Raw genomic sequence first — 20054 nt, forward strand, 5'->3', positions numbered from 1 at the left:
GTTAGTACGAAGGACTTAGGGGAACAAGGATGAGCGAACGGGAGTCGATGCCCTATGACGTCGTGATCGTCGGCGCGGGGCCTGCCGGTCTTTCCGCGGCGATCCGGCTCAAGCAGCTGGCGAACGAGTCTGGCGCCGAGCTCTCGGTGTGCGTGCTGGAGAAGGGCTCCGAGGTCGGCGCGCATATCCTCTCGGGAGCGGTGGTCGATCCACGCTCGCTCGACGAGCTCCTGCCGACGTGGCGCGACGATGGCTGCCCGATGGCGCGCACGCCGGTGACCGAAAACCATCACTGGGTGCTGAGCGAGAAGGGCAAGTCGGCCTACCCCGAATTCCTGACCCCGCCCTATCTGCACAACAAGGGCACCTACACGGGCAGCCTCGGCAATCTCTGCCGCTGGATGGCGGAGAAGGCTGGTGAGCTGGGCGTGGAGATCTTCCCCGGCTTCGCCGCGGCCGAGATCCTCTACAACGAGGACGGCAGCGTGAAGGGCGTGGCCACCGGCGACATGGGCGTTGCGAAGGACGGCGAGCACAAGCCCGACTATCAGCCGGGGCTCGAGATCCACGCCAAATATACCTTCCTCTCCGAAGGCTGCCGCGGGCACCTGTCGAAGCAGATGATCCGCCAGTTCGCGCTGGACGCGGATAGCCAGCCCCAGGTCTATGGCATCGGCATCAAGGAATTGTGGGACATCGATCCCGCAAAGCATGTGCCCGGCCGGGTAATCCACACCCAGGGCTGGCCGCTGACCGATGGCAGCAACGGCGGCGGGTTCATCTATCACCAGGCGGACGGGCAGGTCGCGATCGGCTTTGTCGTTTGGCTCGGCTACAAGAACCCGTGGCTCTCGCCCTTCCAGGAGATGCAGCGCTGGAAGATGCATCCCGAGATCGCCGAGCTGCTCAAGGGTGGCAAGCGCGTCTCGTACGGTGCGCGGGCGATTTCCGACGGCGGCTGGCAGGCGGTACCCAAGCTGGTGGCACCTGGCCTGGCGCTGATCGGCGACTCCGCCGGCTTCCTCAACGTGCCGCGGATCAAGGGCACGCACACGGCCATGAAAAGCGGCATGATGGCGGCCGAGGCAGCGTTCGCGGCGGTACAGGCCGGCCGCGCGAATGACGAGCTGACCGCCTATCCAGAGGCCTATGAGGCCAGCTGGGTCTACGAGGAGCTGCGCGGCGTTCGCAACGTGGTGCCGCTCGTCAAGAAGTTCGGCGACACCTGGGGCACCCTGCTCTCCGGCGTGGCGATGTGGAGCGAGCATCTCGGCCTGCGCTGGCCCGTGACGATGAAGCTCAAGCCCGACCATGAGGGGCTGCTCCGCGCTGACCAGGCGCCGAAGATCGATTATCCCAAGCCCGACGGCGTGCTGACCTTCGACCGCCTCTCTTCGGTGTTCGTCTCGAACACCAATCACGAGGAGGACCAGCCTGTCCATTTGACGCTGAAGGACAAGCATATTCCGATCGGGTACAATCTCCCGATGTACGCCGAGCCGGCGCAGCGTTATTGTCCGGCGGGTGTGTATGAGGTCGTAGGGGAAGGCGATGATCTGCGGTTCCAGATCAACGCGCAGAATTGCGTGCACTGCAAGACCTGCGACATCAAGGATCCCACCCAAAACATTAACTGGGTGGTGCCAGAAGGCGGCGGTGGCCCCAATTATCCGAACATGTAGTCTGGGCGTCGCGCTGCTGCTGGCGATGCCGGCGGCGGCGCAGACAGCGGACCTGACGGATTATGTTCGCGCCCGCGCCGCCGACGCGGCTGGGGCCGCGACGGTCGCTGCGCAAGGCTATGGCCGGGCGCTGGCGGCGACGCCCGAGGATCCGGTGATCGCGCTACGCGCCTATCGCCAGGCGCTGATGGTGGGGGACATGCCGCTCGCCTCCCGCGCCGCCGCGGTGATGGCAAAGGCCGACGTGGCGCCGCCCGATGCGGCGCTGGTCGATATGGCCGTGGCGCTTGCGGCCGGCGATCAGCCCCGCGCCGCCGATGCCGTGAAGCGGCTGAAGGGCACCCCGTTCGATTTCCTGATGCCGATCTTTACCGCCTGGCTCGCCCAGGCGCGGGGGCTGGACGGCGTGGCGGTGATCGACAGTCTCGACATGGGCGCGCTCGCGCGCCGTTATGCGGCACCCCAGCGCGCGCTGATGCTGATGACGCAAGGCAAGGACGATTCCGCCGCGCTCGGCGCAATGGCGGGGCTTGCCGGCGATGGCGACGCCGACATGCGCATCGATCTGGCGACCGTGCGCGGGCGGGAGGGCGGGCGCTTCCTGCTTGAAGGCGGCGGGCCCGAGCTGGAGGCAGTCGCGCGTTCGCTCGGCGCTCCCCAGCCGGTAACGATCACCTATGCGCTGTCGCGCATGTTCCGGGCGATGGCCGCCGATCTGGGCGGGGACCGGATGGCCACGCTGACGATCGTGTTGAGCCGCTGCGCCCTGATCCTCGATCCCGGCGAGACCCGCGCCCGCATCCTGCTTGCGCAGGCGCTGGACGACAGCGGCGCGGCCGATCTCGCGCTGCAGACGCTGGCGGCAATTCCCAAGGACAGTCCCTTCACCCGCCGCGCGACCGGCGTGCGCGTCACCGTGCTCGGCGGCGCGGGGCGCACCGATGCCGCGCTTGCCGAGGCAAGGGCGCTTGCCGAGGACCGCCAGGCGACGCCGCTGGAGGTGGAACGCTACGCCCAGTTGCTCACCGATGCCGGTCGCCACGATGCGGCGGCGCGCGTCTATGCCGATGCGCTGCGCCGGGGTGGGGAAGGCAGTGCCGATCTCCGTATTGATCATGGGCTGGCGCTCGAGCGGGCAGGTCGCTGGAACGAGGCCCTGGCGGAGCTGCGGAAGGCTGTGGAGCTCGCCCCCAACAGGGCGGACGCGCTGCGGACGCTGGGTGCCGCGCTGATCGCGCATGGGGCGGACGGTGCCGAAGCGCTGCGCCTCCTGGAGCGTGCCCGCAAGATCGCCCCTGAGGATGCCGAAGTCGCCGATGCGCTTGGCTGGGCCTATGTGCGCCAAGGCGAGGTCGCGCGCGGCGCGGTGCTGCTGGAGGTCGCGACGCGCAACGACCCGGCCGGCACCACGGCGAACGAGCATTTGGGGGACGCCTACTGGCAGCTCGGCCGCCAGTTCGAAGCACGCTATGCCTGGCGGGCGGCGGCGATCCATGCCGCGCCGGCCGATGCCGAGCGGATCGCCCGCAAGCTCCGTGAGGGGCTGACGGCCGCCTCGTGATCGCGCTAGGGGCGGCAGCGATGCCTGATCTCTGCACCGTCACCGAGCCCGCCCGCGCCAAGCTGAACCTCGCGCTGCACGTTCGCCATCGCCGGGCGGACGGCTATCACGAGCTGGAAACATTGTTCGCCTTTGTGGAGCATGGTGACCTTGTGCGCGTGACGCCGGCAGAGTCTGATCGGTTCACGCTGACCGGCCCCTTTGCGGCGGTACTGGCGGGTGAGGGGGATAACCTCGTCACGCGCGCGGCCGACCGGTTCCGCGCGGTATTCGGCGGCGGCGCGTACGCGATCGAGCTCGAGAAGCACCTGCCTGTCGCCTCGGGCATCGGGGGGGGCTCGGCGGATGCCGCGGCGACTCTCCGCGCGCTCGCAACGCTCCACGGCATCGCGGTGGAGGACCCTCGCTTGTTCGCGATTGCCGATGGCCTGGGCTCGGATGTGCCTGCCTGCCTGTTCGGCCGCACTGCGCTGGGGCGGGGGCGAGGCGAGCAGCTGGCGCCGCTGGGGGGGCTCACAGGCACCCCGACGCTGCTGGTGAACCCCGGCGTCGGCGTTTCGACCGCGGCGGTGTTCAAGGCTTGGGACGGCGTAGACCGCGGCCCCATCGGCACTGGCGAGCTGCTGGCGGTGGCGCGGGCCGGGCGCAACGACCTCGAGCCGCCGGCCCGCGCAATGGCTCCGGCGATTGACACGGTCCTGGCGGCGCTGGCGGCGCAACCCGGCGTCATGCTCGCCCGGATGTCCGGTTCCGGGGCGACCTGCTTCGCGCTGTTCGATACCGATGGCGCGCGTGACGCGGCCGCGGCGGCGCTTCAGGGCCGTGGATGGTGGCTTGCCGCTACACAGTTGCGGTGAGCAGGTAACCGAATCTTTACGGTTTCGGGACATTTCGGCGTCGACGGATCTGGCGCCACGCGAACGTCCGTCCTTGGCCCGCGGGGGCGCTCTCTTGTGTGGAGTCCCCCCGCGCGCCATCGCGTGACTTGCTCGCGCGGATCGGGCACAGCCGGCACATGATCGACGTTCATTGGGATGGGCCGATCGCCACGATCGCGCTCGGGCGCGGCGGGGCGCGCAACGCAGTTCCGGTCGCCGGCTGGGAACAGCTTGCCGCGCATGCGGCCGATCTGGGCGAGGCGCGGGTGGTGATCCTGCGATCGAGCATGCCGGCGATGTTCTCGGCCGGGGCCGACATCAGCGAATTTGCGCAGCTGCAGACGGATCCCGCTGCGCGAACCCGCTTTCGCCTGGCCATGCGCGCCGCGATCGAGGCGGTGGCGGCGCTGCCGATGCCTGTGCTCGCCGCAATTGACGGTGGCTGTTTCGGGGCTGCCGTGGCGCTGATCCTCGCGGCCGACCTTCGCATTGCAGGTGACGCCGCAAAGTTCGCCGTCACCCCGGCGCGGCTCGGCCTCGGCTATCCGCGCGAGGATGTCGCCGGGCTTGCGGCGCAGGTCGGGCAGGGGCGGGCCGGGGAGCTGCTGTTCACCGCCGACGCGATCGATGCCGACGCAGCTGCGCGTATCGGCCTGGTAGAGCGTCGCGTACCCCACGCAGGCACCGGAGCGATTGCGCTTGCCCAGCGCATCGCCGAGAACGCGCCGAGCGCCGTCCGGCAGCTCAAGCGGGCGCTGCACCATCCGGGCGATACGGGGCTCGACACCGCGTTCGAGGCGGCGTTCGCGGGTGCAGAGCTTGTCGAAGGGCTCGCCGCCTTCCAGGCGCGCCGGCGTCCGGTGTTTTCATGAGCGTGGCGGAGGTTCTTCATGGCGCGGGGCAGGATGTGCTGCTGCTGTGCGATCACGCGTCGAATGCCGTGCCGGGGGATATCGACCTCGGCATCGATCCGCGGCTGCTGGACCTCCATATCGGCGTCGATATCGGCGCGGCCGAGGTGACGCGTGCTCTTGCCGCTGCACTGGATGCGCCGGCGATCCTCGCCACGGTCTCGCGTCTGGTCATCGATCTGCACCGCGAGCCGGACCATGCCGGGCTGATCCCCGCGGCCAGCGACGGCCACCTGATCCCCGGCAATGTTGGCGCCGATCGGGCAGAGCGGATCGCCCGGTTCCATGCACCCTATCATCGCCTGCTGCGCGACCAGGTCCGCCGACAGCGGCCGGCGCTGATCCTCTCGATCCACAGCTTTACGCCGCAGCTGGAGCAGGGTGGGTCGCCGCGGCCCTGGGAGGTCGGCGTCCTCTACAATCGCGACGCCCGAGCCGCGCGTCCTGCCGTCGAATGGTTCCGCGCCCAGGGGATCGTGACCGGCGACAACGAGCCCTATTCGGGGCGGCTGCTCAACGCGACGCTCAACCGCCACGCGGAGGCGCAGGGTATTCCCTCTATCGCGATCGAGATCCGCAACGACTGCATCCGCGAGCCTGCGGGCGTCACGCGCTGGGCAACGCAGTTGCACGATCTTACGCTTTTTCTGCGCAACACTCTTGCGCGAAAGGGTGTTCCCGCGACATAGGCTTGCGCGCCATGACCAACCGATTCGACAAATCCAAGCTCCCCAGCCGCCACGTCTCCGTGGGGCCCGAGCGCGCGCCCCACCGCAGCTATTATTATGCCATGGGGATTCCCGAAGAGGATATCGCCAAGCCGTTCGTCGCCGTGGCGAGCGCCGGCAACGACAGCGCGCCGTGCAACACGACCCTAGATTTCCAGGCAGACGCCGCGCGCCAGGGCGTGATCGCCAATGGCGGCATGCCGCGCCGCTTCAACACCATCACGGTGACCGACGGCATTGCCATGGGCCACCAGGGTATGAAGTCCTCGCTCGTCAGCCGCGAGGTGATCGCGGACTCGGTCGAGCTCAGCGTGCGCGGCCACTGCTACGATGCCCTTGTGGCGTTCGCTGGCTGCGACAAGTCGCTCCCCGGCATGATGATGGCGATGCTGCGCCTCAATATCCCCTCGATCTTCGTCTATGGCGGCTCGATCCTGCCGGGCCGGTTCGAGGATCGCGACGTCACCGTGGTCGACGTGTTCGAGGCGGTCGGCAAGTTCGCTGCCGGCAACTGCCCGCTCAAGGACCTGACTGCGCTCGAGAAGGTCGCCTGCCCGGGCCACGGCGCATGCGGCGGGCAGTTCACGGCGAATACCATGGCGTGTGTCGGCGAAGCGATGGGATTGTCTTTGCCGAACAGCAACATGGTGCCCGCTCCGTACAAGAGCCGTGAAGAGATCGCGATCGCGGCAGGTCATCAGGTGATGAACCTGCTCGAGATGAACCTGCGCCCCCGCGACATCGCGACGCGCGCCGCCTTCATCAACGCCGCCCGTGTGGTGGCGGCGACCGGCGGCTCGACCAACGCAGCGCTGCACTTGCCCGCGATGGCCAATGAAGCGGGCATCGAATTCGACCTTCATGATGTTGCGGAAGCTTTCAAATCAACGCCTTACATCGCAGACCTGAAGCCGGGTGGTAAGTATGTTGCCAAGGACATGCACGCGGCGGGCGGTGTCTACATGCTGATGAAGACGATGCTGGCGAACGGCCTGCTCGACGGCAGCTGCATGACGGTGACGGGCAAGACGCTGGGCGAGAATATCGACCAGGTCACCTGGAACCCCGACCAGAAGGTGATCTACGACGTGAAGACGCCGATCACGCCGACCGGCGGCGTTGTCGGCCTGCGCGGCTCGCTCGCGCCCGAGGGTGCGATCGTGAAGGTGGCGGGCATGCACCGGCTCCAGTTCACCGGCCCGGCGCGGGTGTTCGACTGCGAAGAGGATGCCTTCCAGGCGGTGGAGAACCGCCAGATCAACGAGGGCGAGGTCATTATCATTCGCTATGAAGGGCCGAAGGGCGGGCCAGGCATGCGCGAGATGCTGTCGACCACCGCGGCGCTCTACGGCCTCGGCATGGGCGAGAAGGTGGCGCTGATCACCGACGGCCGCTTCTCGGGCGGTACGCGCGGCTTCTGCATCGGCCATGTGGGGCCCGAGGCGGCAGAGGGCGGACCCATCGCGCTGGTCGAGGACGGCGACACCATTCGCATCGATGCCGAGGCGGGCACGATCGACCTCGACGTCGCCGAGGACGTGCTGGCCGAGCGTCGTGCGCGCTGGCAGCCGCGGGTCAACGACTATCAGTCGGGCGCGCTCTACCGTTATTCGCAGAATGTCGGCCCGGCCTATCAAGGGGCGGTGACGCACCCCGGCGCCAAGGCCGAGCGCCATGTCTACGCGGACATCTAGTCTCGTGCTGGGGATGCTTCTGGCGGGCTGCAGTGCCGATCCGGCGCCGCAGCAAGCGCAGCAAGCGGGCGAGACGGTGGCGTGCGGTCCGGTCGGCGAGACGCTGCTGCCGGTCTGCACCCTCGATCGCGACGGCGGCACCCTAGTCCTCCATCATCCCGATGGCGGGTTCCGGCGGCTGCAGGTGCAGGGCAACGTGATCAGCGCGGCCGATGGTGCCGAGGTGGCGGGCGTCTCGCATGCCGGCGGCGCAACCGAGGTGACGATCGGCGGGATGCGCTATCGTCTTGGGAGCAAGGGCGCTACAGCGGGACCATGATCCCGCCAGGCGCCCCGATCCTCACCGCCGACGCGATGCGAGCCGCCGAGGAGGCGGTGTTCGCGCGCGGCGTTTCCCAGGACGAATTGATGGAGCGCGCCGGCGCCGCGGTCGCCCGCGAGGCGGTGCGCTTCGCCATGGGGCGGCCGGTGCTGGTGCTCGCAGGCCCCGGCAACAATGGCGGCGATGCCTATGTCGTTGCGCGATATTTGCGGGACGCCGGGCTCGACGTGCTGGTTGCGGCCTCGGGAGCGCCCAAGCCCGGCGCGGCCGAACGGATGCACGCGCGCTGGGATGGCCCGACGACCTCGCTCTACGGCGCGCCGGTGCGACCGGTGGTGATCGACGGGCTGTTCGGGATCGGTGTCACCCGCCCGCTCGAACGCAGCATCGCCGCCGTTCTGGGGGAGCTGGTGCGGGGCGCGGAGTTCACCCTTGCGATTGATCTGCCCTCGGGCATGGATACCGACAGCGGTGCCGAGCTGGGCGCGCCGCGCGGCGTGAACGCCACGGTTGCACTCGGCGCGCTCAAGCCGGCGCATGTCCTCGATGATGGCTTGTCGCGGTGCGGCCATGTCCTGCTTGCTGATATCGGCATCGCGGTCGAAACCGCCTGGCGCACCGTCGGACGGCCTGCGCTGGCGACGCCCGGACCCCAAAGCCACAAGTACAGCCGCGGCCTTGTCGCGGTGGTGGAAGGTGCGATGCCGGGCGCAGGCCGTCTGGCCGCGCGCGCGGCAATGGCGAGCGGCGCGGGCTATGTGATGCTCGCCGGGCCGGAGCCTGCGGGGCCTGCGCCCGACGCGCTGGTGCGCAGAACGATCGACGATGCGGATGATCTCGCGGATTTCCTCGCGGGCGATCAGATCGACGCGGTCGTGCTCGGCCCGGGGCTCGGCAGAGATCGCCGCGCCGAGGCGTTCCTGCGCGCGGGGCTCGCCGCCGACAAGCCAATGGTGCTGGATGGCGACGCGCTGAGCCTTCTCGGCACCGGAGCGGCCGCCGCCCTGGCGTCGCGGGAGGCACCGGTGTGGATCACTCCGCATGGCGGCGAGTTCGACCGGATGTTCGGCGGCACGGGCAGCAAGATCGATCGCACGCTCCAGGCCGCCGCTGCGAGCGGCGCGACGGTGATTCACAAGGGCGGCGATACCGTGATCGCGGGTCCGGACGGCAGCGTGCGCGTGCTGGCGGGGGCTTCCCCCTGGCTTTCCACCGCGGGCACCGGCGACGTCCTGGCCGGTGTGTTGGGCGCGCAGATCGGGCAGGGCGGCAGCGGCGTCGATCCGGCGGCGGCGGCGGTCTGGCTGCACGGCCGCGCGGCGCAGCTTGCAGGTCCGGCGTTTTTCGCCGATCAGCTCGCCGCTCAACTGGCGGAAGCGTGTTCGGAATGTCTGTGAGCGAAGTGCAAGTGGTGCGCGTTGCTGCGCGGGGCGATGGTGTGACCAGCGATGGCCGGCATTTCCCGCTGACCGCACCCGGCGATTGGGTGAGCGAGAACGGCACGATCCGCTTCGGCCCGCACCACCAGACGCCGCCCTGCCGGCATTTCCCCGGCTGCGGCGGCTGCCAGCTCCAGCATCTCGACGATGCGGCGTGGGGCCGGTTTCTCGCCGAGCGCGTGCGCACTGCGCTTGCGGCACAGGGGCTGGAGACGGAAATCCGCACGCCGTTGCTCTCGCCGCCGCGCACCCGCCGGCGCGCGACGCTCCATGCAGAGCGGCGCGGCAAGCAGGTGCGGATCGGCTTCACCGAGGCGGGCAGCCACAAGCTGGTCGATCTTGCCGAATGCCACGTCCTCGCGCCCGAGCTGTTCGCGCTGCTGGGGCCCCTGCGCCGCCTGTTCGCGACGCTGCTGCCCGATGCGCGGCGCGTGAACGTACATCTCGCGCTGAGCGATCAGGGCCGCGACGTGCTGGTCGAGGGCATCGACCCCGAGGGCTTGGCCGCGGCCGAGGCGATCACCGCCTTCGCGCAGGCCGAGCAGCTGGCACGCTTTGCGATCGACGAGGGCTTCGGCCCCACCGCCCGCTGGGAGCCGGTGCCCGTGACGATCACGCTGGGCGAGGTCGCCGTGCCGTTGCCGAGCGGCAGCTTCCTCCAGGCTACGCCCGAGGGCGAGGCGGCACTGGTTGCGGTGGTCCGCGAGATTGTCGGCGACGCGCGCACGGTCGCAGACCTGTTCGCCGGGCTTGGCACGTTCACCTTCGCGCTCGCCGATGCGCGGGTCTATGCGGGCGAGGCGGCGCGCGACGCCATTCTGTCGCTGAAGGCGGCGGCCGGGGCGACGGGGCGGCAGGTGTTCGGCGATCACCGGGACTTGTTCCGCCGGCCGGTCACCACCGCAGAACTCGATCGGTTCGATGCGGTGGTGCTCGATCCGCCGCGAGCGGGTGCGCGGGAACAGGTGGGCGAGCTCGCTGCCTCCAAGGCGCCGATTCTCGCCTATGTCTCGTGCAATCCCAGTACCTTCGCGCGCGATGCGGAGATCCTGTGCAAGGGTGGCTATCGGCTTGAATGGGTGCAGCCGGTGGGGCAGTTCCGCTGGTCCACCCATGTCGAACTTGCAGCGAAGTTCACGCGCTAGGATATTCTGCCCGAAGGAAAAACAGGCCATCGGGCGGCGCGTTCAATCCCAATGTGCTCCGGTCACGCGCCGCAAGTGCATCTCGCATATCCTCCGGTGCCCATTTGCCCTGGCCGATCAGCGACAGGCAGCCGACCATCGACCGCACCTGGTGATGGAGGAAGGAACGCGCCGATGCGAAGACGCTGATCCGATCGCCGGCCTCGACGATATCGAGACGGTCGAGGGTGCGCACCGGGCTCTCCGCCTGGCAATGGGCGGAGCGAAAGGTGGTGAAGTCATGCCGGCCCACGAGAAACGCCGCGGCCGCCTGCATCGCGGAGATATCGAGCGGTCCGGATAGCCGCCAGGCCAGCCCCTTTTCCCAGGTGAGAGGGGCGCGGCGTGTTACGATCCGATATTCATAATGACGGCTAAGGCACGAGAAACGCGCATGCCAATCCTCGGCAACCTCCTCGCAAGCGAGGATCGCGACGGGGTTGGGGCGAATTCGCGCGTTGAGCGCCTCCATCAGCCGGAACGGCGCGATCGGCTTGGCGATATCGACATGCGCGCGCATGCCTAGGCCGTGCACGCCCGCATCGGTACGACCGGCCGCGTGGACCACCACGTCCTCGCCGGTCACCGCATGGGCGGCATCCTCGATCGCCTGCTGGACGCTGGGGCCGTGATCCTGCCGCTGCCAGCCCATGAAGGGGCGGCCGTCGAACTCCACCGTGAGCGCGAAGCGCGTCAAAGCTGCGTCCCCGGCGGGATGGGCAGGCCGCGCAGCAGTTCGGCCACCGTCATCACGCCGCGACCGGCGCGCTGGATCGAGGTCGGTCGGATCGCACCTTCGCCGCAATGGATCAGCAAGTCGTCGCCGACGGAGCCCGCCGGGCCGCTCGCCTCGACGAGATCGGCGGCGTGGATGCGGAAACGCTCGCTGTTCAGCTCGAAGAACGCGCCCGGCGCCGGGTTGAACGCGCGCACCGCCCGCTCGACCTCCACGGCGCTACGGGTGAAGTCCAGCCGCGCCTCGGCCTTGTCGATCTTGGAGGCGTAGGTGATGCCTTCCTCGGGCTGCGGCACGGCCGGATAGGCGTCGAAGTCGGCAAGTACCTGCACCATCAGCCGCGCGCCCATTGCGCTCAGCTCCGCCCGCAGCTCACCGGCTGTCTTGCGGTCGATCGGCGTGCGCCCCTCCAGCCGCACCGGGCCGGTGTCGAGCCCGGCCTCCATCTGCATGATGCCGACGCCGGTCTCCGCATCGCCGGCGAGGATCGCCCGCTCGATCGGTGCCGCGCCACGCCAGCGGGGGAGCAGCGAGCCATGGACGTTGAGGCAGCCCAGCCGCGGTGCCGCCAGCACCGCCTTGGGCAGGATCAGCCCGTACGCCGCGACCACCGCGACGTCGGCATCGAGCGCCGCCAGTGCCGCCTGCTCCTCCACACTCTTGAGGCTGAGCGGCGTGCGGACTTCGATTCCCAGCGCCTCGGCGCGGGTGTGGACCGGGGAGGGGGTCAGCGCCTTGCCGCGCCGCCCACCCGGGCGCGGCGGCTGGCTATAGGCGGCGGCAATCGTGTGACCGGCTTCGACCAGGGCATCGAGCACCGGTACGGCGAAATCGGGGGTTCCCATGAAGAGGATGCGCATCTGTCCCCTCAACCGCTTGGCAGGCGCGCATGCAAGCCCCTATGTGTCGCACATGGCCTCTCCCGAAATCGAAGCGCTGACCCAGGCCCTGTCGCGGCTGCCCGGTTTTGGGCCGCGATCGGCGCGACGGGCGGTGCTGCACCTGCTCAAGAAGCGCGAGACGACACTCGACCCGCTGCTCGCGGCGCTCAGCGCGGTCAGCCAGAAGCTCACCACCTGCCATATCTGCGGCAATGTCGACACGCACGACCCCTGCGCGATCTGCGCCGACCCGCGCCGCGACGATCGTTCGCTGTGCGTGGTGGAGGAAGTCGCCGACCTCTGGGCGCTCGACCGCGCGCGGCTGTTCCCCGGCCGCTTTCATGTGCTGGGCGGCAAGCTTTCCGCGCTCGACGGGGTGCGGCCCGAGGATCTCCGCATCGACGCGCTGGTCCGCCGCGTAGGCGCGGGGGGCATCGACGAGGTCGTCCTCGCGATGAACGCCACGCTCGAGGGCCAGACCACCGCGCACTATGTCTCCGAGCGGCTGGAGACCTTCCCGATCCGCGTCACCCAGCTCGCCCACGGCCTGCCGGTGGGGGGCGAACTCGACTATCTCGACGAGGGCACGCTGGCCCAGGCACTGCGCGCGCGGCGGCCGGTTGCTTGACGCTGGAGGGCCGCTCTCCTAAATTTAGGCGATGGCCATCCTCCCTATCGTCGAAGTACCCGATCCGCGTCTGCGTCTCGTCTCCACCCCTGTCGAGGCGGTCGATGACGACGTTCGCACGCTGATCGGCGACATGTTCGACACCATGTACGATGCGCCGGGCATCGGCCTCGCCGCCATCCAGGTGGGCGTGCCCAAGCGCCTGATCGTCATGGACCTGCAGGAGGAAGAGGATGAGGAGGGCAAGCCGATCCGGCACCCGCGCGTCTTCATCAATCCCGAGATCCACGAGCCCGCGGAAGAGTATTCGGTCTATACCGAGGGCTGCCTGTCCGTCCCCGACCAGTTCGCCGATGTCGAGCGCCCCGCGCGCTGCCGCGTGACCTGGCTGGATGAGAAGGGCGAGGCGCATGACGAGCTCTTCGAGGGCCTGCTCGCTACCTGCATCCAGCACGAGATGGACCATCTGGAGGGCATCGTGTTCCTCGACCATCTCTCGCGGCTCAAGCGCGACATGCTGCTGAAGAAGCTGAACAAGGCCCGCAAGGCGGCCTGAAGGCTTTCGGGCTTTTCTGATTTCACGCGAAGGCGCGAAGACGCGAGGTCTTTCGCGCAGAGGCGCAGAGAGCGCAGGGCGCCGCCCTCGCTTCTCGCGTCGGCGGGACCAAAGGAACGATCGTGTTCACGCGGAGGCGCGAAGGCGCGGAGATTGGTCTTGCCGCCGCGCAGCGGCTCTCCCTTGCCCGCGTTCAGCGCTGACCGCCGTTGGAAGAGCGGCTCACGCCGCCTGCGATCCAAAGCCTTCGCGCCTTCGCGCCTTCGCGTGAAACAATCTTCTTCTCTTCTCCCCTGCGCTCTCCGCGCCTCTGCGCGAAACGAGAATCCCGCGCCCAACCGACCGCCGCCACCCTTGCGGCCCTGTCCCCGCACGGGTAAGTTCGCGTCCTGTTCCCGGGAGATTTGGTGTTGGATCCGTTCGTCGTTGCCTTTGTGATGGTTGCCCTGGTCGTGGGCGTGGTGGTCGGCTGGCTGATCGGCGCGCGCGGGACGAGCGAGGCGCGGGCGGAGAGCGCCCGGCGCGAGGCCGATTTCAAGGCTGCCATCACCGATCTCGCCATGGCCGAGGAACGCGTCGCCCAGCTCCCCCGCCTGCGCGAGGAAGCCGCGATGCTCCGCAACGAGCGCGACGCCGCCCGTATCGAGCTGGCCGAGCTCAAGGCCAAGGCCGGCGCCTTCGAGGAGCGGCTGACCGAATTCGTCAACGCGCGCGAGATGATGGCCGGCCAGTTCCGCGAATCCGCCGCCAAGATGCTCGACGAGACGCAGCGCGCCTTCCTCGAACGCGCCGAGGCGCGCTTCCACCAGGCGGGCGAGAAGAACGAGGAGCGGCTGCGCACGCTGCTCCAGCCCATCGACACCACGCTCAAGCGCTATGAGGAGGGGCTGCACCGTGTCGAGAAGGACCGCAACGACAGCTATGGCCAGCTGCGCGAGGCGATCAGCGCCGTGCAGGCCGGGCTGGGCGAGACGCGCGCGGAAACCTCCAAGCTGGTCAATGCCCTGCGCGCCGCACCCAAGACGCGCGGCCGCTGGGGTGAGCAGCAGTTCCGCAACCTGATCGAGATCGCCGGGCTTTCCGGCCATGTCGATTTCGCCGCCGAAGTCTCGGTCACCACCGAGGACGGCATGCTGCGGCCGGACTTCATCATCCGCCTGCCGGGCGACCAGCAGCTGATCGTCGACGTGAAGTGCGTGCTCGACGGCTATCTCCAGGCGGCCGAGGCGACCAGCGCCGAGGAACGCACCGCCGCGCTCAAGGCACATGCCAAGGCGATGAGCACCCATGCCGACGCGCTGTCGCGCAAGGCCTATTGGGCGCAGTTCGAAAAGGCGCCCGATTTCGTGATCATGTACATCCCCGGCGACAATTTCCTGTCGAGCGCGCTGGAAGTGGACATGGAGCTGTGGGAGCGCGCGGCGCGCAACCGGGTGATCATCGCCGGACCCTCGGCCTTCCTGCCGCTCGCCCGCACCGTCGCCTCAATGTGGCGCCAGCAGAAGCTGACCGAGGATGCCCGCGAAGTCGGCAAGCTGGGCAAGGAACTGTACGAGCGGCTGGCGACGGCGGCGGGCCACCTCAAGCGCGTCGGCGGCGGGCTGAACAGCGCGGTGGAGAATTACAACAAGTTCGTCGCGAGCTTCGAAGGCCGGGTGATGGTCTCCGCGCGGCGCTTCCAGGCGCTCAATGTGGATACCGGCAACAGCGCGCTGGACGCGATCGACACGGTGGACGTGATCGCGCGGGCGCCGACGGCGGAACTGCCGGCGCCGGATGGGGGCGAGGTGGAGGAAGCGGCTGCGGCGGAGTAAGGGGGCATGTGCCCCTACCGAATGTTCATTGCTCAGCAAGCAAGGCTTCGGAAAAGGTCCACTTCATTTAGCCAATCCCTTAGACATAAGCTTATGAAGCTGGCTGTGCCCACCCCAGCTGTCTCTTGCATTTTTCCGCTCGACGCCTGGCCAACGTCGAGAAGAAAAATATATAGCTAGCTTAACGTAGTCCGATACATTTTGATATGTTTGGAATAGGGCTTTGCGTCGGTCATAGTCGCCATATCTTCCTATGAACATAGCGGCTACCGCTCGAAGTCCATCGTGTCGGTTGGCATCGTTAAGAAGTGCTGCGCAGCTTTTTATGGCTGCTTTGCTGGCCGTCCCAGCCTGCATAAGTGCAGCTGTAATCCACATTTTTTGCCAGTCATAATAGGAGGCTTCGTCGAGAGCTTTAGCAAGTGTGTCTCTTACATTCTGATTACCGGCGACAAACTTCCCGAGGTAGGCCGCATATATTTGCGTCATTGATGGACGGCGCGATAGTTGGTCCAACACATACCCCAAGGCGTAGTCGCTTTCTGCCTTTGTGAACAAAGGTAGGCAAAAGCGCTCAATTGCTTCTTCATGACTAGGGAAGTCGTCGATAGAGTCAAATAGGGCCTTTGTTGCCTCTAATTCAAGGTCGTGGAAATCGCCGCCTCCATCGGAATCATCGTCCTCGCCTTCTTCTTCGTCCTCGTCGTCGTTCCAATCCTTCTGAAATCCATAATCCACGTCCGAGTCTTCGTCGTCGATCTGACCAGATATCTCAGAGACCGCGTTTGAAAAAAGCTCTTCCAAATCTGGTTCTTCTGCGAACAATGCTGATTTAGGCATCACGGTGGATTTCGCTTCGTTCAGGGTCAGGTCGTATGATCGAAGAAATGGAATCAACGTCCTCAGCACATTATCTGCTGCATCGACACTGCTCACGAATGCGTAGATGTCGTCGACGTATCTTGCTGACGGAATTCCTCGATCGTCGAAAAAGGTGTCTACTCCAGACATATAAAACGCGCCAAGGAGATCGGAGGGGTAAATTCCCTGTAAAATTCCTCTTGAACTTCTTTGTCCAGTATAGCTTAGAAGAAGGCGTTCAAGTTTATCGCAGAGGGCGCCATCCAATCCGTACTCTTTTAGAGTGTTTATCAGTATGTGCTGATTTATGGATCCAAAGTAGTCAGCTACATCTACTCTGAGAATGTACTTCGCCGAAGAATCTTGGAGATGTTCTTTGATTGCATTTTGCATGTCGCTCCAGGATTTCCTGGACGATACAAACATTGCATCATCGTCTGAATCGCTAAGCCTATGGCTAAAAGAGCGATCTCTGTCAGTATGTTCTTCCACCAGTGGCGCAGCTTCGTCAGCGAAAATCTGGTATAGAAGTCGGTCTTTGGGGAGCAGGATACTCCCTGGACGAGTGAAGCTTGGGCCGAGTCTTTTAGATAAAGGCCCCCCGACCTTTATTCTGAATGGTTTTGGAACTTCGATTGTCATGGGAATGCCGGGATGAAATGTCCCAGCATTTAGCTCTCCTTTGACGATCTGAATAAGCTCAGCACCAGTCTGAGTGTATATAAAGCGAATATGTGGTGCCCAGATGAAGTCTGACCGGAGATCGTGTATGACCCGCGCCAGCGCCCTCTCCCAATCAAGTGCGTTGGTGGCATTCTGATCAAGACCAAATGACTGTTCAGTCTTTTTGGAAGAGGAATTGTTGGACACGGTTTCCTCGAATGGTGCGGTTTCGTAGGCTACTATCGGACTGACACCATTTTACTGAAAAGCTCAACCCACCGCCCGCACCAGCACCAGCGTCTTCCCCTCGCGCCCGGTCAGCAGCAGCCGGCCGCGATGGCTTTGCTGGACCGCCAGGCGCTGGTCGAGCAGCGCCAGCAGCGCCGCTTCCTGCCGCATCAGCGCCGGCGAGCAGGCACGGCGGGTGGTGATCACGCCGCCGGTGGTGAGATAGCCGCGCTCCACCCGGTAATTGCCGCCCAGCGCGTTGCAGCCGGTATAGCCGCTGATCCGCAGCCCCTCCAGCTTCAGCCGCGCGTGGCTGCCGGGCACCGTCGGGTGGCCGGCGACGCCGGTGATCCGCCACTCGCCGAGGAGGAGCTGCTCCTCGGCGTCGAAGCGCGGGGTTTCGGGGCGCGGGGCTTCGCGGGGTGGGGGTTCGGTCTGTTGGGCGAGGGCGGGGTGGGGGGTGACGAGGGTGAGGGCGAGGAGGGCGGTGGCGCAGTTCCAGCCCTTGTCCCCCTCACCCTTCCCACTGCCTCCGGCAGCGGGCCCCTTCCCTCTCCCACAAGGGGAGAGGGAGAAGTCGCGTCCGGCTCCCTCTCCCCTTGTGGGAGAGGGAGGGAGCGCCGAAGGCGCGGAAGGGTGAGGGGGACACGGGCGCAGTGGTGCCGACGCCTTCAAATCACCCCCGCCGGAACTGGTTGCGTACTTCATAGGCCATCACCGCCGTTGCCACTGCCGCATTGAGGCTGTCTGCCTTGCCGAGCATGGGGATCTTTACCAGAAGATCGCAGGCGGCTTCCATATGCGGCGGCATGCCTTGCGCCTCGTTGCCGGTGAGCAGGAAGGTGGGCGCGGCGTAGCGGGGGGCCTGATAATCGTGGTCGGTATCGAGGCTGAGGCCGACGAGTTGGCCGGGGCCGGCGCGCAGCCAGGGCTCGAACTCCTCCCAGCGGGCGCGGGCGACGGGGACGGTGAACAGCGCGCCCATGCTCGCGCGCACCGCCTCGACCGAGAAGGGATCGACGCAGTCGTCGAGCAGGATCAGCCCGCCGGCGCCCACCGCGTCGCCGGTGCGCAGGATGGTGCCGAGATTGCCGGGATCGCGCAGGCGCTCGGCGACCAGCCAGAGCGGCGCGGTGCTGCGGTCGATCGCGGCGAGGTCCAGCGCGAACTCCGGGTAGACGCCGACGACCGCGCCCGGATTGTCCTTGCCGGAGAGCTTCGAGAGGATGTCGGCATTGGTCTCGATCGCCTCGCCGCCCTGCGCCTCGGTGGCGGTGACGAGCGCGGTGACCAGCGGGTGGCGGGCGCTCTCGGCAGTGTAGAAGAGATAGTCGGGGATCCGGCCGGCCTCGCGCGCCTCGGTGAGGATGCGCAGGCCCTCGGCGAGGAACAGCCCCTCTTCGCGGCGGTGGCGCTTGTCGCGCAGGTTGCGGATGCGCTTGATGAGGGGGTTGGAATAAGCGGTGATTTCGCGTGGCATCGGGCCGCTATAGGGCGGGATGGGGGCGGGGGCTAGTTGGGGGCCTTCTTAGCCCCTCCTCCTTGGAGGAGGGGTTGGGGTGGAGGGATTCCAGAACGTCTGTTGGTCTCGGTGAGACACCGCCCCACCCCAACCCCTCCCCTGAAGGGGAGGGGCTTAGGTTAGTCCTATTCCTCGTTGAACCGCGCTTCGACCAGCTCGACCAGCGCCTGCACCGCGCCCTCCGCGCCATCGCCTTCGGCCCAGATCGTGATCGTGTCGCCCTTGGCGGCGCCGAGCATCATCAGGTCGAGGATCGAGGTGCCGGCGGCGCTGTTGCCGTCCTTCTCGACGGTCAGCTCGCAGGGCTGGGTGCTGGCGAGCGTGACGAAGGCCATGCTGGCGCGGGCGTGGAGGCCACGCTGGTTCTCGATGAGGACCTCGCGCGACACCCGGCTCATTGCGGCGGCCCCAGCATTTCCGACGCGACCGTCACATATTTGCGGCCGGCGTCGCGCGCGGCGAGCACCGCGTCGGTGACGGACATGGTCTTGCGGGCGCTGCCGAGGCGGATCAGCATCGGCAGGCTGATGCCGGCGATCACCTCGACCTTGCCCGCTTTCATCAGCGAGATGGCGAGATTGGAGGGGGTGCCGCCGAACAGGTCGCTCAGCACGATCACGCCTTCGCCCGAATCGACCGCGCCGATGGCGGCGGCGATGTCGGCGCGGCGGCCCTCCATGTCATCCTCGGGGCCGATGCAGATCGCGGCGACCTGCTCCTGTTTTCCCACCACATGTTCCATCGCGACGACGAACTCCTCGGCGAGTCGTCCGTGCGTCACGAGCACCAACCCGATCATTCTATTCTCCGCCCCTAGCCATGGACACCGGCGCCCCCTCCAGGGAGTCCTGTGGCGCGGTCTGCAAATCTCTGTGCGTCACCGTGGGCGAAAATCCTTCTTCGCGCAACCGGCGGGCCATCCGTTCCGCGACATGGACCGAGCGATGCCGCCCGCCGGTGCAGCCGAACGCGATCGTCACATAGGCCTTCCCCTCCGCCTGGTAGCGGGGGAGGAGGAGGAGCAGCAGCGACTCGATCTGCGCCATGGCGGCATCATAGGCCGGGTCGGCGGCGATATAGGCGGAGACGTCGGCATCGAGTCCCGTGCCGGGACGAAGCACCGGATCCCAGTGCGGATTGCGCAGGAAGCGCATGTCGAGGACGAGATCGGCGTCGCGCGGCAGCCCGCGCGAGAAGCCGAACGAGGTCACGCTGAAGGTGGTCTTGCCGCCGTCCGCCGAAAAGATCTGGCGGATCGTCTGCGACAGCTGGTTCGCCTTCATGTCGGTGGTGTCGATCAGCCGGTTGGCCCATTGGCGCAAGGGGCCGAGCAGCTCGCGTTCGCGGGCGATGCCGTCCTCGGCCGGGCGATCCTGCGCCAGCGGGTGGCGGCGGCGGGTCTCGGAGAAGCGACGGACCAGCTCGGCGCCGGTGCATTCGAGGAACAGCGTGCCGACGTCAAGGCCCTGATCCTCGCGCAGCTTCTCGATGCGCTGGACGATGCTCTCGGCGTCGAAGCCGCGCGTCTGGGTGCCGAGGCCGAGGGCCAGCGGGCGCTCGTCGGCGCCGCCGTCGGCCCCGGGCGCGGTATCGAGCAGGCGGTTGAGCAGGCGGAGCGGCAGGTTGTCCACCACCTCCCAGCCGAGATCCTCGAGCGTGCGGAGCACGGTCGACTTGCCGGCACCCGACATGCCGGTGACGAGCAGGATATGTTTGGGGCGACGCCGTTGCATGGTGCTCTCGTTATAGCCTGTCGGGAGCGCGGA

20 protein-coding genes are annotated in these 20054 nt (G+C 67.2%); 12 read left to right on the top strand and 8 right to left on the bottom strand.

Features of this window, described 5'->3' with window-relative positions; genetic code table 11:
- Positions 1 to 29: 29 nt before the first annotated feature.
- From V7E00_RS06660 to V7E00_RS06700, 9 genes are all read left to right on the top strand, one after another.
- A complete protein-coding gene (locus V7E00_RS06660) occupies positions 30 to 1682 on the top strand; it encodes an electron transfer flavoprotein-ubiquinone oxidoreductase (RefSeq protein WP_333571863.1) in 1653 nt (550 codons plus the stop codon).
- Entirely contained in the window at positions 1657 to 3243 is a 1587-nt protein-coding gene (locus tag V7E00_RS06665) for a tetratricopeptide repeat protein (protein WP_333571864.1), read from the top strand. Before V7E00_RS06660 ends, V7E00_RS06665 begins: the two co-directional genes overlap by 26 nt.
- 20 nt (positions 3244 to 3263) lie before the next feature.
- The gene (locus V7E00_RS06670) at positions 3264 to 4100 is read left to right on the top strand and encodes a 4-(cytidine 5'-diphospho)-2-C-methyl-D-erythritol kinase (RefSeq protein ID WP_333571865.1); all 837 of its coding nucleotides are present in this window, start codon (positions 3264 to 3266) and stop codon (positions 4098 to 4100) included.
- 158 nt (positions 4101 to 4258) lie between these two features.
- Entirely contained in the window at positions 4259 to 4993 is a 735-nt protein-coding gene (locus V7E00_RS06675; RefSeq protein ID WP_333571866.1) for an enoyl-CoA hydratase/isomerase family protein, read from the top strand.
- A complete protein-coding gene (locus V7E00_RS06680) occupies positions 4990 to 5721 on the top strand; it encodes an N-formylglutamate amidohydrolase (protein WP_333571867.1) in 732 nt (243 codons plus the stop codon). Before V7E00_RS06675 ends, V7E00_RS06680 begins: the two co-directional genes overlap by 4 nt.
- A gap of 11 nt (positions 5722 to 5732) precedes the next feature.
- Complete coding sequence (gene ilvD, locus V7E00_RS06685; protein WP_333571868.1) at positions 5733 to 7454, top strand: dihydroxy-acid dehydratase; 1722 nt, start codon at positions 5733 to 5735, stop codon at positions 7452 to 7454.
- A 13-nt stretch (positions 7455 to 7467) separates the two neighbouring features.
- Entirely contained in the window at positions 7468 to 7773 is a 306-nt protein-coding gene (locus V7E00_RS06690; RefSeq protein WP_333572391.1) for a hypothetical protein, read from the top strand.
- Positions 7770 to 9173 (top strand): NAD(P)H-hydrate dehydratase, encoded by a 1404-nt coding sequence (locus V7E00_RS06695; RefSeq protein WP_333571869.1) that lies wholly within the window; start codon positions 7770 to 7772, stop codon positions 9171 to 9173. Before V7E00_RS06690 ends, V7E00_RS06695 begins: the two co-directional genes overlap by 4 nt.
- Positions 9170 to 10360, top strand: coding sequence for a class I SAM-dependent RNA methyltransferase (locus tag V7E00_RS06700; RefSeq protein WP_333571870.1), 1191 nt, complete (start codon positions 9170 to 9172; stop codon positions 10358 to 10360). The genes V7E00_RS06695 and V7E00_RS06700 overlap by 4 nt, the downstream gene beginning before the upstream one ends.
- Here the strand turns inward: V7E00_RS06700 and truA are convergent.
- Together truA and fmt are read right to left on the bottom strand one after the other, a co-directional pair.
- Positions 10350 to 11096: a tRNA pseudouridine(38-40) synthase TruA gene (gene truA, locus V7E00_RS06705; protein WP_333571871.1), complete on the bottom strand. Its 747-nt coding sequence runs from the start codon at positions 11094 to 11096 to the stop codon at positions 10350 to 10352. The genes V7E00_RS06700 and truA overlap by 11 nt on opposite strands.
- Entirely contained in the window at positions 11093 to 11995 is a 903-nt protein-coding gene (fmt, locus tag V7E00_RS06710; protein ID WP_333571872.1) for a methionyl-tRNA formyltransferase, read from the bottom strand. Before fmt ends, truA begins: the two co-directional genes overlap by 4 nt.
- 52 nt (positions 11996 to 12047) lie before the next feature.
- Between fmt and recR the strand changes: the two genes are divergently transcribed.
- From recR to V7E00_RS06725, 3 genes are all read left to right on the top strand, one after another.
- Positions 12048 to 12644, top strand: coding sequence for a recombination mediator RecR (gene recR / locus V7E00_RS06715; RefSeq protein WP_333571873.1), 597 nt, complete (start codon positions 12048 to 12050; stop codon positions 12642 to 12644).
- A gap of 31 nt (positions 12645 to 12675) precedes the next feature.
- A complete protein-coding gene (gene def / locus V7E00_RS06720) occupies positions 12676 to 13200 on the top strand; it encodes a peptide deformylase (RefSeq protein ID WP_333571874.1) in 525 nt (174 codons plus the stop codon).
- A 410-nt stretch (positions 13201 to 13610) separates the two neighbouring features.
- Complete coding sequence (locus tag V7E00_RS06725; RefSeq protein ID WP_175487973.1) at positions 13611 to 15014, top strand: DNA recombination protein RmuC; 1404 nt, start codon at positions 13611 to 13613, stop codon at positions 15012 to 15014.
- A gap of 63 nt (positions 15015 to 15077) precedes the next feature.
- Here V7E00_RS06725 and V7E00_RS06730 read toward each other — a convergent pair whose 3' ends face one another.
- From V7E00_RS06730 to rapZ, 6 genes are all read right to left on the bottom strand, one after another.
- Positions 15078 to 16745, bottom strand: coding sequence for an RNA-directed DNA polymerase (locus V7E00_RS06730; protein WP_333571875.1), 1668 nt, complete (start codon positions 16743 to 16745; stop codon positions 15078 to 15080).
- A 63-nt stretch (positions 16746 to 16808) separates the two neighbouring features.
- A complete protein-coding gene (locus V7E00_RS20080) occupies positions 16809 to 17090 on the bottom strand; it encodes an META domain-containing protein (RefSeq protein ID WP_443019149.1) in 282 nt (93 codons plus the stop codon).
- Positions 17091 to 17442: 352 nt separating this feature from the next.
- Positions 17443 to 18246, bottom strand: a complete 804-nt coding sequence (locus V7E00_RS06740; protein WP_333571877.1) for a TrmH family RNA methyltransferase — start codon at positions 18244 to 18246, stop codon at positions 17443 to 17445.
- 167 nt (positions 18247 to 18413) lie between these two features.
- Entirely contained in the window at positions 18414 to 18686 is a 273-nt protein-coding gene (locus V7E00_RS06745) for an HPr family phosphocarrier protein (protein WP_315381545.1), read from the bottom strand.
- On the bottom strand, positions 18683 to 19087 hold the full coding sequence (locus V7E00_RS06750) for a PTS sugar transporter subunit IIA (protein ID WP_010544989.1): 405 nt from the start codon (positions 19085 to 19087) through the stop codon (positions 18683 to 18685). Before V7E00_RS06750 ends, V7E00_RS06745 begins: the two co-directional genes overlap by 4 nt.
- 1 nt (position 19088) lies before the next feature.
- The gene (rapZ, locus tag V7E00_RS06755) at positions 19089 to 20021 is read right to left on the bottom strand and encodes an RNase adapter RapZ (RefSeq protein ID WP_333571878.1); all 933 of its coding nucleotides are present in this window, start codon (positions 20019 to 20021) and stop codon (positions 19089 to 19091) included.
- Positions 20022 to 20054: the final 33 nt, after the last annotated feature.

It is taken from the genome of Sphingomonas sp. (assembly GCF_036731925.1).
Lineage (GTDB): Bacteria > Pseudomonadota > Alphaproteobacteria > Sphingomonadales > Sphingomonadaceae > Sphingomonas.

What these genes read in the sequence shown, in the direction of transcription:
- def (WP_333571874.1), top strand. Translation starts at nt 12,676, where the DNA reads ATGGCCATCCTCCCTATCGTCGAAGTACCCGATCCGCGTCTGCGTCTC.
- V7E00_RS06675 (WP_333571866.1), top strand. Translation starts at nt 4,259, where the DNA reads ATGATCGACGTTCATTGGGATGGGCCGATCGCCACGATCGCGCTCGGG.
- recR (WP_333571873.1), top strand. Translation starts at nt 12,048, where the DNA reads ATGGCCTCTCCCGAAATCGAAGCGCTGACCCAGGCCCTGTCGCGGCTG.
- V7E00_RS06690 (WP_333572391.1), top strand. Translation starts at nt 7,468, where the DNA reads ATGCTTCTGGCGGGCTGCAGTGCCGATCCGGCGCCGCAGCAAGCGCAG.
- V7E00_RS06750 (WP_010544989.1), bottom strand. Translation starts at nt 19,087, where the DNA reads ATGATCGGGTTGGTGCTCGTGACGCACGGACGACTCGCCGAGGAGTTC.
- V7E00_RS06745 (WP_315381545.1), bottom strand. Translation starts at nt 18,686, where the DNA reads ATGAGCCGGGTGTCGCGCGAGGTCCTCATCGAGAACCAGCGTGGCCTC.
- V7E00_RS06660 (WP_333571863.1), top strand. Translation starts at nt 30, where the DNA reads ATGAGCGAACGGGAGTCGATGCCCTATGACGTCGTGATCGTCGGCGCG.
- V7E00_RS06740 (WP_333571877.1), bottom strand. Translation starts at nt 18,246, where the DNA reads ATGCCACGCGAAATCACCGCTTATTCCAACCCCCTCATCAAGCGCATC.
- V7E00_RS06695 (WP_333571869.1), top strand. Translation starts at nt 7,770, where the DNA reads ATGATCCCGCCAGGCGCCCCGATCCTCACCGCCGACGCGATGCGAGCC.
- V7E00_RS06680 (WP_333571867.1), top strand. Translation starts at nt 4,990, where the DNA reads ATGAGCGTGGCGGAGGTTCTTCATGGCGCGGGGCAGGATGTGCTGCTG.
- ilvD (WP_333571868.1), top strand. Translation starts at nt 5,733, where the DNA reads ATGACCAACCGATTCGACAAATCCAAGCTCCCCAGCCGCCACGTCTCC.
- fmt (WP_333571872.1), bottom strand. Translation starts at nt 11,995, where the DNA reads ATGCGCATCCTCTTCATGGGAACCCCCGATTTCGCCGTACCGGTGCTC.
- rapZ (WP_333571878.1), bottom strand. Translation starts at nt 20,021, where the DNA reads ATGCAACGGCGTCGCCCCAAACATATCCTGCTCGTCACCGGCATGTCG.
- V7E00_RS06670 (WP_333571865.1), top strand. Translation starts at nt 3,264, where the DNA reads ATGCCTGATCTCTGCACCGTCACCGAGCCCGCCCGCGCCAAGCTGAAC.